This window comes from Methyloversatilis discipulorum (assembly GCF_000385375.1).
Lineage (GTDB): Bacteria > Pseudomonadota > Gammaproteobacteria > Burkholderiales > Rhodocyclaceae > Methyloversatilis > Methyloversatilis discipulorum_A.
Genome location: NZ_ARVV01000001.1, coordinates 3997357 through 4011626 on the forward strand (window position 1 = coordinate 3997357; position 14270 = coordinate 4011626).

Consider the following 14270-nt stretch of genomic DNA (forward strand, 5'->3'; position numbering starts at 1 on the left):
TCATGTTGCAGCGCGTGATCGACGGCACGGCACGCCGGATACTTGACCTGCTGCTGCCGCAGGACTGCCGGCGGTGCGGCCTGCCTGCGGGCCAGGCGCTGCTGTGTGCCGGCTGCCAAGACGATCTGCCCCGGCTGCCGGCTGCACACTGCCCGGTGTGCGCACTGCCGGTGCCGACCGCGCAGGTGTGCGGCCGCTGTCTGAAACACCCGCCGGCCTTCGACGCGACGCTGGCCGTATGGGCCTATGCCGAGCCGGCGGACGGGCTGATCCACGCGCTGAAGTTCCGCGCCCAGCTGCCGCTGGCCGGCTTGTTCGCCGATGCGCTGCTGGCGCTGGGCCTGCCGCCCGCCGACCTGCTGCTGGCAATGCCGCTGCATCCGCGGCGGCTGGCCGAGCGCGGCTTCAACCAGTCGGTCGAGATCGGCCGCCTGCTGGCCCGGAACGCAGGGCTGCGCTTCGACGCCTTTGGCCTGGAGCGTCTGCACGACACGCCGCCGCAGCGCGATCTCGCGTGGTCGCAGCGCCGGCGCAACGTGCGCGGCGCCTTCGCGTTGCGCGCCGAGGTCGCCGGGCTGCATGTCGCGGTGATCGACGACGTACTTACCACTGGCGCCAGCCTGCACGAGGTCGCCCGCGTGTTGAAAGCCGGCGGCGCACTGACGGTGACCAATCTGGTGCTGGCGCGCACGCCGAAGCTGCGCGGTCGCTAGTGCAGCGCTTGAGGCGGCCCTAGCGCGCCTCGTTCGCCTGCTGGAAATAGTCGATGAAGGCGCGCAGGCGTTCCGGCATCTGCGCCCGGCTCGGGAAATACAGGTGTATCGCCGACATCGGCATCGCGACCTCGCTCAGCACCGCGCACAGCGTGCCGCGCGCGAGATCGTCGGCCACCAGCGAATCCAGCGTCTGCACCATGCCCAGGCCGCGTCGCGCCAGATCGATTTCGGCGTCGGCGTCGTTGACGATGTAGCGGCCATCGACCTCGACCTCCAGCGGCCGGCCGTCGCGCTGGAAAATCCAGCGCATCGTGCGACCGCTCGACGCGTAACGGTAGCGCACGCATTCGTGGCGGCCGAGATCGTCCACCGACTGCGGCGGTGGCCGCTGCGCCAGATAGTCGGGCGCGGCGACGGTGATCATGCGGTTGGGCCCGCCGATGCGCACCGCCACCATGTCAGCCTCTATCGTGTCGGTCATGCGCATGCCGGCGTCGAAGCGCTCGGCAACGATGTCGGCCAGGCCGTCGTCCAGCGCCAGTTCCAGCTGCACGTCCGGATGACGCACCGCGAATCCAGCCAGATGCGGCGCGATCAGCACGCGGTAGGCCGGGCGCGGCATATTGATGCGCAGCGTGCCGGTGACCCGTCCCTGCGACTGGGCCAGGCTGTCCAGCGCCGCGCCCAGTTCGTCCAGCCCGACGCGCACGCCATCGTAGAAGCGCTCGCCTTCATCGGTCAGCGACACGCTGCGCGTCGTGCGGGTGAGCAGACGCACGCCCAGACGCTGTTCAAGCGTGCGCACGCTCTGCGACAGCGCAGACGCCGACACGCCCAGCTCGGCCGCCGCGCGGGTGAAGCTCGCATGTCGCGCGACGCACTCGAAAGCGCTCAGCGCCGGCAGCATGGCCGGCTCCAGTTTGAAGTTCTGCTTCATATGGCTTGAAAGATTACCCAGTCGATCTAAAAAAACAAAGCGACTATGTTTCGTATCGTGTCGTGCGCAAAGCAAGCGTACGCCCTGCCCCGGCGAACGAGCGCAACGATGCCTCGCCGCATTCGCCCACTGACTTCCGTTGCACGGAGGATCCCGATGAACATGACTGCCTTTGGCGCCGGCCTGAGCCGGCGCAGCTTCCTGAAGCTGGGCGCCGCCGTCGGTGGCGGCCTGCTGATCGAACTGAGCCTGCCGGGCGCACGCGCGCTGGCCGCTGACGGCGCGCGCTTCGAGCCCAATGCCTTCATCCGCATCGGTCGCGACGGCGTCGTCACGCTGGTGATGCACAAGGTCGAAATGGGCCAGGGCACCTACACCGCCATCCCGCAACTGATCGCCGAAGAGCTGGACGTGCCACTGGACGCGGTGAAGCTGGAACACGCGCCGCCGGACCCGAAGTACGCCGACCCCATCATCGGCGCTCAGGTCACCGGCGGCTCGACCTCGATACGCGGCGCCTGGAAACCGATGCGCGAAGCGGGCGCGACCGCACGCACGCTGCTGGTCCAGGCGGCGGCGAAGAAGTGGAATACCGACGCCGCCACGCTCACCACGCGTGACGGTGCGGTGATCGACGCCGTCGGCGGTCGCCGCGCGAGCTACGGCGAGCTGGTCGATATCGCCGCCACGCTGCCGGTACCGGCAGCGGTGGTGCTGAAGGATCCGAAGGACTTCCGTCTGGTCGGCAAGCCGGTGCGCCGCATCGACGCCGCCGGCAAGGTCAATGGCAGCGCGCACTTCGGCATCGACGTCGTACTGCCCGGCATGAAGGTGGCCACCGTCGCCGCATCGCCGGTGTTCGGCGGCACGCTGGCCGGCGTCGACGACGCGGCCGCGATGAAGGTGAAAGGCGTGCGCCAGGTGGTGAAACTGGACAACGCGGTGGCCGTCGTGGCCGACCACATGTGGGCCGCGAAACAGGGGCTGGCCGCCTGTACGCCGCGCTGGAACGACGGCGCGCACGCCAGGCTCGACACCGCGCAGATCTTCGCTCATCTCGAAAAGTCGTCCGAAGGTCCGGGCGCCGTCGCGCACAAGGTCGGCGACGCGGCCGCCGCGATGAAGAGCGGCGCCCGACGCATCGACGCCATCTATCGTCAGCCCATGCTGGCGCACGCGACGATGGAGCCGATCAACTGCACGGTGGACCTGAAGGCCGATGGTCTGGACGTCTGGGTCGGCACCCAGGTGCCGGGCATCGCGCAGGCGGTGGCCGCACAGACCGCCGGCCTGAAGCCGGAACAGGTACGCATCCACAACCATCTGCTGGGCGGCGGTTTCGGCCGCCGGCTCGAGGTCGATTTCATCGCCCAGGCGGTGGCCATAGGCAAGCAGGTGCGCGGACCGGTCAAGGTCGTCTGGACGCGCGAGGAAGACATCCAGCACGACATGTACCGCCCACCCTATCTCGATCGCATCAGCGCAGCGGTCGATGCGAAAGGCATGCCGGTGGCGTGGAGGCATCGCGTCGCCGGCTCGTCCATCATGGCCCGCTTCTTCCCGCCGGCCTTCAAGGACGGCATCGATCCGGACGCGGTCGACGGTGCGGTCGAACTGCCGTACGTCATTCCGGCGATGCAGGTCGAGTACCAGCGGGTCGAGCCGCCGGCAGTGCCGACCGCCTTCTGGCGCGGCGTCGGTCCGACCCGCAACGGTTTCGTGGTTGAAGGCTTCATCGACGAACTGGCCGCTGCCGCCGGACAGGACCCGGTGGCCTACCGCCGCGCACTGGTCAAGGACGCCCGCACGCGCGCCGTGCTCGATCTGGCGGCTGAGAAGTCCGGCTGGGGCACCCCGCTGAAGGCCACCGCCGGTACGCGCGCCGGCCGCGGCATCGCGCTGATGCACGTGTTCGGCAGCCGCGTCGCCCAGGTCGCCGAGGTCGAAGTGAATACGGACAACGAAGTGCGCGTGCGCCGCGTCACCTGCGTCATCGACTGCGGCTTCGCGGTCAATCCGCTCACCGTCGCGGCACAGATGGAGGGCGGCATCATGTTCGGCCTCACCGCCGCGCTGTGGAACGAGATCACGCTGGCCGACGGCCGTGTGCAGCAGAGCAATTTCCACGACGTGCGCATGATGCGGATGAACGAAGCGCCGCAGATCGACGTCCACATCGTGCCCAGCGCCGAAGCGCCTGGCGGCGTCGGCGAACCGGGCACGTCGGTGGCGATTCCGGCCGTGGTGAACGCGGTGTTCGCCGCCACCGGCCAGCGCGTGCGCACGCTGCCGATCGCCGGGCAACTGAAGACAGCCTGATTTTCCATTTGAACTGCGGGCGCCGCCCGCGCATTCCAACCACCACCGGCGGCCCGACCGCCATCGATGAGGGCTCAACCATGGCAACGATCAATCTGAATGGCCGCGACGTCGCGGTCGACCTGCCCGACGACACCCCGCTGCTGTGGGCGCTGCGCGACGGCCTGAACATGACCGGCACCAAGTTCGGCTGCGGCATCGCGATGTGCGGCGCCTGTACGGTGCATGTCGACGGCCAGGCCACGCGCTCCTGCGTAACACCGCTGTCGGCCGTCACAGGCAAGAAGATCACCACCATCGAATCGGTCGGCGAAGCCAAGGTCGGCGCCGCGGTGCAGGCCGCTTGGCAGAAGCTGGACGTCGTGCAGTGCGGCTACTGCCAGTCCGGCCAGATCATGTCGGCCACCGCGCTGCTCGCTTCGAATCCGAAGCCGACCGACGCCGACATCGACGCCGCGATGAGCGGCAACGTGTGCCGCTGCGCCACCTATGTCCGCATCCGCGCGGCCATCCACGAAGCCGCCAAGTCCCTGGCCTGAGGAGCGCACAGATGAATTTCCGCATCGAGAACGCATTCCAGACCACCCGCCGCGGCTTCCTCAAGGGCGGCGCCGGGCTGGCACTTGCCATCGTCGCGCCGACCGTCGCGCTGGCCGAGGTCGGTGGCCCCGGTCACGCCGGCAGCGCGATGGTGGACGGCGAGTTCTCGCCGAACGCCTTCCTGCGCATCGGCACCGACGGCACGGTCACCGTGGTGTCCAAGCACCTCGAAATGGGCCAGGGTGTGTATACCGGCCTGGCCACGCTGGTCGCCGAGGAGCTGGATGCCGACTGGTCGCGCGTGACGGTCGAGGGCGCACCGGCCGACGCCAAGCGTTACAGCAACCTGTTCTGGAAGGCGCAGGGCACCGGCGGCAGCACCGCCATCGCCAACTCCTACGAACAGATGCGCCGCGCCGGCGCCACCGCGCGCGCCATGCTGGTGGCCGCCGCAGCGAAGGAATGGAAAGTGCCGGCCTCGCAGATCACGGTGAAGAACGGCGTCGTGTCGCACGCCGCCAGCGGCCGCAAGGCCGGCTTCGGCGAACTGGCCGAGGCGGCGGCGCAACTGCCGGTGCCGGCCAACGTGAAGCTGAAGAATCCGAAGGACTTCACGCTGATCGGTCGCAGCGCACCGCGCGTGGACAGCGTCGCCAAGACCACCGGCCGCGCCACCTTCACCCAGGACGTGAAGCTGCCGGGCATGCTGGTCGCCGTGGTCGCCCACCCGCCGCGCTTCGGCGGCCGGGTGAAGTCGGTCGACGACAAGGCCGCGCGCGCGATCAAGGGCGTCAGCGACGTCGTCGTCATCCCGAACGGTGTCGCGGTGCTCGCCGCCGACTACTGGACCGCGAAGAAGGGCCGCGACGCGCTCAAGGTCGAATGGGACGATGCGCAGGCCTACCGCGGCAGCAGCGACGCCATCGTCGCCGACTACCGTGAGCGCGCGAAGGCGCCCGGGCTGAACGCACGCAACGACGGCAACGCCGAAGCCGCGCTGGCCAAGGCGGGCAAGGTGATCGAGGCGGAATACGTGTTCCCCTATCTGGCGCACGCGTCGATGGAACCGCTGAACTGCGTCATGAAACTGGAGAACGGCGAATGCGAGGTGTGGAACGGCGAACAGCTGCACACGGTCGATCAGTTCTCGCTCGCCAAGACGCTGGGCATCGAAGCCGACCGCGTGAAGCTGAACATGGTGTATGCCGGCGGCAGCTTCGGCCGACGCGCCAACCCGCAGTCGGACTACCTGCTCGAAACCGCGCAGATCGTGAAGGCGATCAACGGCCGCGCACCGGTCAAGCTGGTGTGGAGCCGCGAGGACGACATGCGCGGCGGCTTCTACCGCCCGATCTACCTGCACCGCGTGCGCGCCGCACTCGACGCCAAGGGCATGCCGGTCGCCTGGCAGCAGCGCATCGTCGGCCAGTCCATCATCGCCGGTTCGCCGTTCGAGCCGATGCTGGTCAAGGACGGCGTCGACATCACCTCGGTGGAGGGCGCCTCCACGCTGCCCTATGCCATTCCGAACCTGAACGTGGATCTGCACACCACCAACGCCGACGTGAAGGTGCCGGTGCAGTGGTGGCGTTCGGTCGGCTCGACCCATACCGCCTACGCGACCGAGCTGTTCATCGACGAACTGGCGCAGGCCGCCGGCAAGGACCCGGTCGCCTACCGGATGGCGCTGCTGAAGAAGCACCCGCGCCATGCCGGCGTGCTCAAGCTGGCGGCCGACAAGGCCGGCTGGAACAAGCCGCTGGCGCCGGCCGCCGATGGTGCTACGCGTGGCCGCGGCGTCGCGGTGCATGAGTCGTTCAACAGCTTCGTCGCCGAAGTGGTCGAGGTGACGGTGCAGAAGGACGGCAGCTTCAAGGTCGACCGCGTGGTCTGCGCCGTCGATTGCGGCGTCGTCGTGAATCCGGACGTGGTGCGCGCGCAGATGGAAGGCGGCATCGGCTACGCGCTGGCCGCCGCGCTGACCGGCTCGATCACGCTGAAGGACGGCGTGGTCGAACAGTCCAACTTCAACGACTACCCGGTGCTGCGCATCAACGAGATGCCCAGGGTCGAGGTGCATATCGTGAAGTCGGCCGCCGCGCCCACCGGCGTCGGCGAACCGGGCGTGCCGCCGCTGGCCCCGGCACTGGCGAGTGCGCTGCGGGCGGCCACCGGCAAGGTGATCCACACGCTGCCGATCGGCGAACAGCTGCAGGCCTGACCGGCGCATCGCCCCCGCGGGCGGCCGCTCACGTGTGCCGCCCGCGTCATTAAGGAATGGAATATGGACAGCCTTGATCTCGAAGTACTGACCCGCGCCCGCGACTGGTTGCGCGACGGCCACCGCGTCATGCTGGCGACCGTGGTGCGCACCTGGGGCTCGTCGCCGCGCCCGCCCGGCGCGCTGCTGGCGCTGCGCGACGACGGCCGCGCGGTCGGCTCGGTGTCCGGCGGCTGCATCGAGGACGATCTGATCTACCGGCTGCGCCGCGACGGCCTGCCGACCGAAGCGCACTCGGTCAGCTACGGCGTCACCGCCGACGAGGCACGGCGCTTCGGCCTGCCCTGCGGCGGCACGCTGCAACTGGTGCTGGAACCGCTGGCCGATGCCAGTGCGCTGGACGATCTGCTGGCGCGACTCGGTCGCGGCGAACTGCTCACCCGCCGCCTCGATCTGGCCAGCGGGCGCGCCACACTGCACGCCGGCCACGCCGACCAGGCGCTGCATTTCGACGGCCACACGCTGATCAGCGTGTTCGGCCCGCGCTACCGGCTGCTGCTGATCGGCGCCGGCCAGCTGTCGAGCAGCCTCGCGCGCATCGCCAGTTCGCTCGATTTCGCGGTCACCGTGTGCGACCCGCGCGAGGAATACAGCGAAGAATGGGCGGTGCCCGGCACCACGCTGACACGCGACATGCCGGACGACGTGGTGATCGCGATGCAACCGGACGCGCGCACCGCGGTGATCGCGCTGACGCACGACCCGAAGCTGGACGACCTGGCGCTGATGGAGGCGCTGAAGTCGCCCGCCTTCTACGTCGCCGCGCTCGGCTCGCGCCGCAACAACGACGTAAGGCGCGAACGGCTGAAGGAATTCGACCTCAGCGAGGCGCAGATCGACCGCCTGCGTGGCCCGGCCGGGCTGTACATCGGCAGCCGCACGCCAGCCGAGATCGCGGTGTCTATCGCCGCCGAACTGGTGGCGATGAAGAACGGCGCCGCCGCCGACAGCCTGCTGAACGTGCGCGACGCCAAGGCCGCGCTGGACATCGCGGCCGACACGCTGTCGTCGTGCACGCTCGGTCCGAACTGAATCTCGCGCCCGCCACGGCGGGCGCGACCACGAACGGCGTACGGCCGCCGGGCAGACGACACCCCCCTCCGTCGTCGGTCCGGCGCGCCGGCACGCCGTACCCTCCGATCGGCTGATCGGCACATGATCCAGGGCATCCTGCTCGCGGCCGGTTACGGCCGGCGCTTCGACCCCAGCGGCCGCAGCAGCAAGCTGCTGGCCGCCCTGCCCGACGGCCGCAGCGTCGCCTGGCATGCGGCGCGCGCGCTGTGCGCCGCGCTGCCGGACAGCCTGGCCGTGGTCCGGCCGGGGCAGGACGCATTGACCACCGCGCTGCGCGACGCCGGCTGCCGCATCCTCGAAAGCCGCGACGCTGAAGCCGGCATGGGCAGCGCGCTCGCCCACGCGGTGCGCGCCACCGCCGATGCCGACGGCTGGCTGGTCGCGCTGGCCGACATGCCCTGGCTGCCGGTCGACACCATCCGCGCGGTCGCTGCCGCCATCGACCGGCCGGAGCGCATTGCCGCCGCCGCCTTCTCCGGCCAACGCGGACACCCGGTCGGCTTCGGCGCCGCACACGGTCCGGCACTGGCTACACTGAGCGGCGACAGCGGTGCGCGCGAACTGCTGCGCGCTCATCCGGTACAGCTGGTCGAAGCCGGTGACGACGGCGTGCTGCGCGACATCGACCTGCCCGCGCAATTGCAGCGGCAACGCTGACACAATTGTTTCACCACTTCCCTGCATGACAGATGCACAGCGCACGGTGTAGGCTGCGCACGTCCACGCGCACACGACGCGCCGCGGACTCAGACGACGAACGAGAACGCGGCGCCACGGCCACCGCGCATTCCGGAGCATGGCCATGAACGACACGGTTTCATTTGAAACCCTAGACGACGACAGCGGTGGATCGCTGACCGCCCAGATGCAGTGGTTGCACGCACGCGTGCGTCAGCACCACCCGCAGGTACACCGCATCGCCATTACGCTGTACGACGCGCGCCACGACGTGCTGAAGACCTATATAAACAGCAGCGACGTGGCCGATCCGCTGTCGCTGTACGAGCGACCTCTGGCACAGGTGCCGTCGCTGCTCGAACTGGCCGGCAAGCGCGAATCGCGCGTCATCCACGATTTCACCCAGCTGCCGCTGCCGCACGGCGAACACACCGCCTGGCTGCTGGCGCACGGCTATCGCAGCAGCTACACGGTTCCGCTCTATCAGTCGGGCACGCTGCTCGGCTTCCTGTTCTTCGACTCGCGCAAGCCCGGCGCCTTCGACGGCCGGCTGCCGGACGAACTGCAGATCTACGTGCAGCTGTGCCGGCTGTCGGTGCTGAACGTGTTCAGCCTGTCGCACGCGGTCGAAGGCATGGTGAAGGTGGCGCGCGGGCTGGCACATCTGCGCGACATCGAAACCGGTCGCCATCTCGACCGCATGTCCAGCTACAGCCGGCTGATCGCGCAGCGCGTCGCCGCGCATTTCGGTGTCGGCGACGAATTCATCGAGCATGTGTACCTGTTTTCACCGCTGCACGACATCGGCAAGGTGGGCATTCCGGACAGCGTGCTGCTGAAACCCGGCCGCCTGACCCCGGACGAGCGGCTGACGATGCAGGGCCACGTCGAACTGGGCGTGCAGCTGATCGACGAGGTGATGCAGGAAGCCGGTCTGGCCGAAACGCCCTATCTGTCCATCCTGCGCAACATCGTCAGCCACCACCACGAGTGGCTGGATGGCAGCGGTTACCCGCGCGGCCTGCGCGGCGCGGAGATACCGCTCGAAGCGCGCATCGTCGCGGTTGCCGACATCCTCGACGCGCTGACCTCGGAACGCCCTTACAAGAAGCCGTGGAGCAACGAGGACGCGCTGGCCGAACTGCGCCGCATGGCCGACGACGGCAAACTCGATCCGGTCTGCGTCGATGCGCTGGCGCAGTCGACCGAGGAATTGCGTGCAATCCAGGCGCTGTTCGGGCTGGACGACTGACGGCAACGCGGCAGCAGCGTCACCGGGCCGGCATAGAATCCGGCCACACATTCAGGGACCTGACCGGATGAAGACCTCTACGCCGCATCGCCGCTCGGTCGCACAACGACTGTTGCGCGCTCTGGTCGCCGGCATCGTGGCAGCCATCACCCTGCTGGTGCTGCTGATCGCGATCGCCTGGCTGCTGCCGGACGCCACGCGCAGTGCGCCGGCACAGGCCCTGCTCGATGCGCCACCCGCCATCGACGAAACCGGCAACGGCGCGCTGCTGCTCGAAGGCCTGCGCGCGCCGGCCGGCAGCGACAGTGCGGCCTTCGGTCGTGCGCGGCTTGCGCACGCGCGCGAGCACTTCGCCCGCGCCGATGCCGGCCCGTATCAGCCGCCCGAACTGCCGGCCGACGCCTTGCCGCTGCCCGACACGCAGGCGCTGTGCGACCCGGCGCACGGCGCCTGCGTCGAGCGCTGGCTGGCGCAGGCAGCGCAGATCGTCGCGCTGTCCGACGCGCACCGCGCCGCACTCGACCGGCTCGACACCCTCATCGCGCAGCCGCGCTTCCAGGCGCAGATGCTGGCGCACCCGGACGCCCCGCTCACCGCCTACGGTCCGCTGGCCGGTCTGCTGCGCCTGCGACTGGCGGAAGCAACGGTGGCGATGGAGAACGACGACAGCGCACGCGCGCTCGACATCCTGGCCGCACAGACCGGCTTCCTGCGCCGCCTGCTGGCCGCCCCCGACGCGTCGCTGATCCAGAAGATGGTCGGCACCAGTCACCTGCGCGTGCATCTGACGGTGCTGGGCGAATGGCTGCATCGCTGGCCGGACGCGGTCAAGGACGCAGCACAGCTCACGCCGCTGCTGGCCGACGCCAGCGACGCCGAACTCGATCTGCGCGGTGCCATCCGGCAGGAAGCGAGCTGGATGGCCGCCACGATGAACGCCCTGCGCAGCGGCCAGGCGAACGCCGTGTTCGCCGACGGCAAATCGCCGTCGCTGCTCGAACAGCTGCTGCTGCCCGCCTTCTACAAGCGCGACGCGACACTCAACGATTGGGCGACGCACACGGCAGCGCTCGACGCTGCGCTGGCCGGTCCGCACGACGCACGACTGGCGGCGCTGCAGGCGCAGAACCGCGCCTTCCTGCAGGACGCGGCGGACTACGGCGACCTGTCGCGCGCGCTGTACAACCCGGCGGGCCGGCTGCTGCTGACGCTGGCCACCACGGACTACGGCGACTACCTGCTGCGCCTGTACGACACGCAGGCGGTCGGTCGCATGGTGGCGCTGCAGGCCGCGCTGATCCGTGACGGCGTAGGTGCCGACGATATCGCCGCCGGACGTCTCGTTGTCGGCACACCCGCTTCGCCGCAGCGCATCGGCTACGACGCGAAAGCGCACGCACTGACGTGGGCGCCGCTGGGCAGCCAGGGCATCGTGCAGAAGCTGGAGGGCGGCCTCTACGTGGCGCAGCTCCCGCGCTGATCAGCGCGGCACGCCACCCGCGCGCGCCAGCGCCTGTTCCAGCGTATCGCGCGCCTCCGGCGCGTCCGGCTCGCGCGCCAGCCACAGCTGCGCGTGCTGCGCCAGCGCGTCCCAGCGACCTTCGTGTTCGTACTGCACCGCCTGCAGGAAGGGCAGGCGCGCGTCGGTGGCGTCGGCCCAGAACGGACGCGCGTCCGCCGTCTTCGGCTGCACGCCGCGCGCCAGCACCTCCGGCACCCAGTCGGCCGGAATGGCAAAGAACATGCTCTTGTCGCTGCTCAGCTTGTAGAAGGTGAGGATGCCGACCAGCCGTCCTTCGGCGTCGAACAGGCCGCCGCCCGAGGCGCCGGCGGCGAAGGCCGCGCTGCCGCGCAGCACGCGGCTGCCGTCCATCGTGTACAGCTGGCGTACTTCGCCCAGGTCGTAGGCGAAGCGGCCGCCGGTGAAGCCGAGGCTGAACACGACGTCCTTCTTGCGCACCTGGCTGGCCGGAATCAGCGGCGCCGCGCGCGTGCTGATGATGTCCGACTTCAGGATGCACAGGTCGCGCCGCCAGTCGGCGGCGACCAGCGCAACCTGCAGCGCCTCGCCGGTCTGCACCACCACTGCGTGCGTGGCGTCGTTCAGCACGTGACAACTGGTGGCCAGCAGACCAGGGCCGACCATCACCGCCGAACCGCTGGCAGTGCCGCGCTCGCTCTTCGCGTACAGCTGGAACACGGTGCGCGCCGCCACCGGCACGCGGTCGAGCAGGCCGGGCGGTGCGTCATCGCTGGCCGCAACCGGCGTGGCACAGAGAAGCAGCAGCGCCAGCAACGGCGCGCACAGTCTGCAGACAGGGTTCGGGCGGGTCATCGAAGCTCCTTGCAATCGGCGTAGGCTTTGGCGTCGGCGTTCGGCACACGTCGTGCTTTGTGTCGGCAAAGCGGTGGCCGGTTCCGGCCGTGCCGCGATTTTTGACACGTCCTCATGCACACCCCGACACCAGACGCCGGCAGCGACGCCGGCTGGCAGGCCCGCATCGCGCTCGGCTACCGCGCACTCGACGGACGCACCGTGCTGGCGCGGCGCGAACACAGCGGCCCGCTGCGCGTGCAGAAGCCGCTCTACCCGGAAGGCGACGCGGTCTGCCACACGCTGCTGCTGCACCCGCCGGGCGGCATCGCCGGCGGCGACGCACTGCAGGTCGAGCTCGACGCCGGCCCCGGCGCACACGCGCTGATCACGACACCGGGCGCGACCAAGTGGTACCGCAGCGCCGGACCGCAGGCGCGCTCGGACCTGCATCTGCGCGTCGGCGCCGGCGCCGTCGTCGAATGGCTGCCGCAGGACGCCATCGTGTTCGACGGCGCGCGGGCGCAGGCGCGCAATCACATCGATCTGACGAGCGACGGCCGCTTCATCGGCATGGACCTGTGGTGTCTGGGCCGCACCGCCAGCGGCGAGCGCTTCGAACGCGGCGAACTGGCACTGGACACCCGCATCACCCGCGACGGCCGCACGCTGTGGCTGGAACAGGCGCGGCTGGCCGCCGGCGTGCCGCTGCTCGCGTCAGCGGCGGGACTGGCTGGCGCGCCGGTGTTCGGCACGCTGGTCGCCGCCGGCATCGACGCCGACGCCACACTGCTCGCCGCCTGTCGCGCGGTGCCGTCCCCGTCCGGACACTCCGGCGTCACCCGCCTGCCCGGTCTGCTGCTGGCCCGCTACCGCGGCGACTGCACGCAGGCGGCGCGGGCATGGTTCGTGCATCTGTGGGCGCTGATACGTCCGGCCATGACCGGGCGACCGGCGCAGACGCCGCGCATCTGGAACACCTGACGGGCACACAGAAGAAAAATGGAACTGACACCGCGCGAGAAGGACAAGCTGCTCATCTTCACCGCCGCCCTGCTGGCCGAGCGCCGCCGGGCGCGCGGGCTCAGGCTCAACTACCCGGAAGCGGTCGCCTACATCACCGCCGCCATCATGGAAGGCGCGCGCGACGGCCGCAGCGTGGCCGAACTGATGAGCTACGGCACGACGCTGCTCGGCCGTGACGACGTCATGGAAGGCGTGGCGGAAATGATTCCGGACATACAGGTGGAAGCCACTTTCCCGGATGGCACCAAGCTGGTCACCGTCCATCATCCGATACCGTGAGAGCCGCCCGTGAGTGACGACGACATGGAACTGGCACGCCGCCTCGCGCGCTTCAAGCTGGGCGTGCGGCGCAGCCTCGGCGAATCGGTGAACCTCGACGCGCTGCGCACCGATCTCGATTACCGCACGCGCACGCTGGCCGATATCGAGGAGCGGGCGGACGACGAGGACCTGCTGGTCAGCCTGCTGCTCGTGCGCGAAATGCTCGATCGCCGCAGCGACAGCGACGTGACCAGCGATGGCACCAAGCCCGGGCGCGATTACCGTTTTGGTGCGCGTTCGGGCTGACCGGCGCGAGAAGGAACACGATGATTCCAGGACAGATGCAGGTCGCCGATGGCGACATCGAACTGAATGCAGGGCGCGCCACGGTGACGCTGGACGTGCGCAACAGCGGCGACCGGCCGGTGCAGGTCGGTTCGCACTACCACTTCGCCGAAACGAATGACGCGCTGCTGTTCGACCGCGCCGCGGCGCGCGGCTTCCGTCTCGACATCGCGGCCGGCACCGCGGTGCGCTTCGAACCGGGCCAGATGCGCACAGTGACGCTGGTCGCGCTGGCCGGAGAACGCAGGGTTTTCGGATTCAAGGGACGGGTACAGGGCCCGCTCGACACACAGGGAGAACAGCAATGATGCAGGCACTGATGACTTTGGCACTGGCGTGGAGCAGCGTCGCGTGGGCCCACCCGGGCGAGCACCACGGCAACGTCGGCGACGCGCTGCTGCACCTGGTGAGCGAACCGGATCACGTGGCGCTGCTGATCGCGGCAGCCGTCATCGGCGGCCTCGGCGGGCTGATGATGCGCCGGCGCGCGAAGGCCGCGCGTCGCATGTTCAAGGACTGATCGACGC

At 69.6% G+C, this 14270-nt stretch carries 15 protein-coding genes; 13 read left to right on the top strand and 2 right to left on the bottom strand.

Translation table 11 applies throughout. From position 1 onward, the window contains the following. Positions 1–2 precede the first annotated feature (2 nt). A complete protein-coding gene (locus METRZ18153_RS0118575; RefSeq protein ID WP_232416091.1) occupies positions 3–713 on the top strand; it encodes a ComF family protein in 711 nt (236 codons plus the stop codon). A 19-nt stretch (positions 714–732) separates the two neighbouring features. On the opposite strand, the gene METRZ18153_RS0118580 is transcribed toward METRZ18153_RS0118575, so the two are convergent. Then, positions 733–1653, bottom strand: coding sequence for a LysR family transcriptional regulator (locus tag METRZ18153_RS0118580; RefSeq protein WP_020166159.1), 921 nt, complete (start codon positions 1651–1653; stop codon positions 733–735). Between the two features lie 156 nt (positions 1654–1809). On the opposite strand from METRZ18153_RS0118580, the gene METRZ18153_RS0118585 reads away from it, so the two are divergent. The 7 genes from METRZ18153_RS0118585 to METRZ18153_RS0118615 all read left to right on the top strand — a co-directional run bounded on the left by METRZ18153_RS0118585 (position 1810) and on the right by METRZ18153_RS0118615 (position 11277). Further along, positions 1810–3972, top strand: coding sequence for a xanthine dehydrogenase family protein molybdopterin-binding subunit (locus METRZ18153_RS0118585; RefSeq protein ID WP_020166160.1), 2163 nt, complete (start codon positions 1810–1812; stop codon positions 3970–3972). 80 nt (positions 3973–4052) lie between these two features. Next, positions 4053–4511 carry a (2Fe-2S)-binding protein gene (locus METRZ18153_RS0118590; RefSeq protein ID WP_020166161.1) on the top strand — a complete coding sequence of 153 codons (459 nt, stop codon included), beginning with the start codon at positions 4053–4055 and terminating at the stop codon, positions 4509–4511. 11 nt (positions 4512–4522) lie between these two features. Continuing rightward, positions 4523–6733: a xanthine dehydrogenase family protein molybdopterin-binding subunit gene (locus METRZ18153_RS0118595; RefSeq protein WP_020166162.1), complete on the top strand. Its 2211-nt coding sequence runs from the start codon at positions 4523–4525 to the stop codon at positions 6731–6733. Between the two features lie 63 nt (positions 6734–6796). Next, complete coding sequence (locus METRZ18153_RS0118600) at positions 6797–7825, top strand: XdhC family protein (RefSeq protein ID WP_020166163.1); 1029 nt, start codon at positions 6797–6799, stop codon at positions 7823–7825. Positions 7826–7948: 123 nt separating this feature from the next. Beyond that, a complete protein-coding gene (locus METRZ18153_RS0118605; protein WP_020166164.1) occupies positions 7949–8524 on the top strand; it encodes a nucleotidyltransferase family protein in 576 nt (191 codons plus the stop codon). A gap of 145 nt (positions 8525–8669) precedes the next feature. Continuing rightward, positions 8670–9797 carry an HD domain-containing phosphohydrolase gene (locus tag METRZ18153_RS0118610; protein WP_020166165.1) on the top strand — a complete coding sequence of 376 codons (1128 nt, stop codon included), beginning with the start codon at positions 8670–8672 and terminating at the stop codon, positions 9795–9797. Positions 9798–9864: 67 nt separating this feature from the next. Next, complete coding sequence (locus tag METRZ18153_RS0118615) at positions 9865–11277, top strand: hypothetical protein (RefSeq protein WP_020166166.1); 1413 nt, start codon at positions 9865–9867, stop codon at positions 11275–11277. Here METRZ18153_RS0118615 and METRZ18153_RS0118620 read toward each other — a convergent pair whose 3' ends face one another. Further along, on the bottom strand, positions 11278–12132 hold the full coding sequence (locus METRZ18153_RS0118620) for a S1 family peptidase (protein ID WP_020166167.1): 855 nt from the start codon (positions 12130–12132) through the stop codon (positions 11278–11280). Positions 12133–12246: 114 nt separating this feature from the next. On the opposite strand from METRZ18153_RS0118620, the gene METRZ18153_RS0118625 reads away from it, so the two are divergent. The 5 genes from METRZ18153_RS0118625 to METRZ18153_RS0118645 are packed head-to-tail and all read left to right on the top strand — an operon-like array spanning position 12247 to position 14263. Then, positions 12247–13095: an urease accessory protein UreD gene (locus METRZ18153_RS0118625; protein WP_020166168.1), complete on the top strand. Its 849-nt coding sequence runs from the start codon at positions 12247–12249 to the stop codon at positions 13093–13095. An 18-nt stretch (positions 13096–13113) separates the two neighbouring features. Beyond that, positions 13114–13416 (top strand): urease subunit gamma, encoded by a 303-nt coding sequence (locus METRZ18153_RS0118630; RefSeq protein WP_020166169.1) that lies wholly within the window; start codon positions 13114–13116, stop codon positions 13414–13416. Between the two features lie 9 nt (positions 13417–13425). Continuing rightward, positions 13426–13704, top strand: coding sequence for a hypothetical protein (locus tag METRZ18153_RS0118635; protein WP_020166170.1), 279 nt, complete (start codon positions 13426–13428; stop codon positions 13702–13704). Positions 13705–13724: 20 nt separating this feature from the next. Next, positions 13725–14051 (top strand): urease subunit beta, encoded by a 327-nt coding sequence (locus METRZ18153_RS0118640; protein ID WP_029143877.1) that lies wholly within the window; start codon positions 13725–13727, stop codon positions 14049–14051. After that, entirely contained in the window at positions 14048–14263 is a 216-nt protein-coding gene (locus METRZ18153_RS0118645) for a hypothetical protein (protein WP_019916375.1), read from the top strand. The genes METRZ18153_RS0118640 and METRZ18153_RS0118645 overlap by 4 nt, the downstream gene beginning before the upstream one ends. The last annotated feature ends 7 nt before the right edge of the window (positions 14264–14270 follow it).

Excerpts from the sequence above, each read along its gene's own strand:
- METRZ18153_RS0118575 (WP_232416091.1), top strand. The coding sequence starts at position 3 with ATGTTGCAGCGCGTGATCGACGGCACGGCACGCCGGATACTTGACCTG.
- METRZ18153_RS0118580 (WP_020166159.1), bottom strand. The coding sequence starts at position 1,653 with ATGAAGCAGAACTTCAAACTGGAGCCGGCCATGCTGCCGGCGCTGAGC.
- METRZ18153_RS0118585 (WP_020166160.1), top strand. The coding sequence starts at position 1,810 with ATGAACATGACTGCCTTTGGCGCCGGCCTGAGCCGGCGCAGCTTCCTG.
- METRZ18153_RS0118590 (WP_020166161.1), top strand. The coding sequence starts at position 4,053 with ATGGCAACGATCAATCTGAATGGCCGCGACGTCGCGGTCGACCTGCCC.
- METRZ18153_RS0118595 (WP_020166162.1), top strand. The coding sequence starts at position 4,523 with ATGAATTTCCGCATCGAGAACGCATTCCAGACCACCCGCCGCGGCTTC.
- METRZ18153_RS0118600 (WP_020166163.1), top strand. The coding sequence starts at position 6,797 with ATGGACAGCCTTGATCTCGAAGTACTGACCCGCGCCCGCGACTGGTTG.
- METRZ18153_RS0118605 (WP_020166164.1), top strand. The coding sequence starts at position 7,949 with ATGATCCAGGGCATCCTGCTCGCGGCCGGTTACGGCCGGCGCTTCGAC.
- METRZ18153_RS0118610 (WP_020166165.1), top strand. The coding sequence starts at position 8,670 with ATGAACGACACGGTTTCATTTGAAACCCTAGACGACGACAGCGGTGGA.
- METRZ18153_RS0118615 (WP_020166166.1), top strand. The coding sequence starts at position 9,865 with ATGAAGACCTCTACGCCGCATCGCCGCTCGGTCGCACAACGACTGTTG.
- METRZ18153_RS0118620 (WP_020166167.1), bottom strand. The coding sequence starts at position 12,132 with ATGACCCGCCCGAACCCTGTCTGCAGACTGTGCGCGCCGTTGCTGGCG.
- METRZ18153_RS0118625 (WP_020166168.1), top strand. The coding sequence starts at position 12,247 with ATGCACACCCCGACACCAGACGCCGGCAGCGACGCCGGCTGGCAGGCC.
- METRZ18153_RS0118630 (WP_020166169.1), top strand. The coding sequence starts at position 13,114 with ATGGAACTGACACCGCGCGAGAAGGACAAGCTGCTCATCTTCACCGCC.
- METRZ18153_RS0118640 (WP_029143877.1), top strand. The coding sequence starts at position 13,725 with ATGATTCCAGGACAGATGCAGGTCGCCGATGGCGACATCGAACTGAAT.
- METRZ18153_RS0118645 (WP_019916375.1), top strand. The coding sequence starts at position 14,048 with ATGATGCAGGCACTGATGACTTTGGCACTGGCGTGGAGCAGCGTCGCG.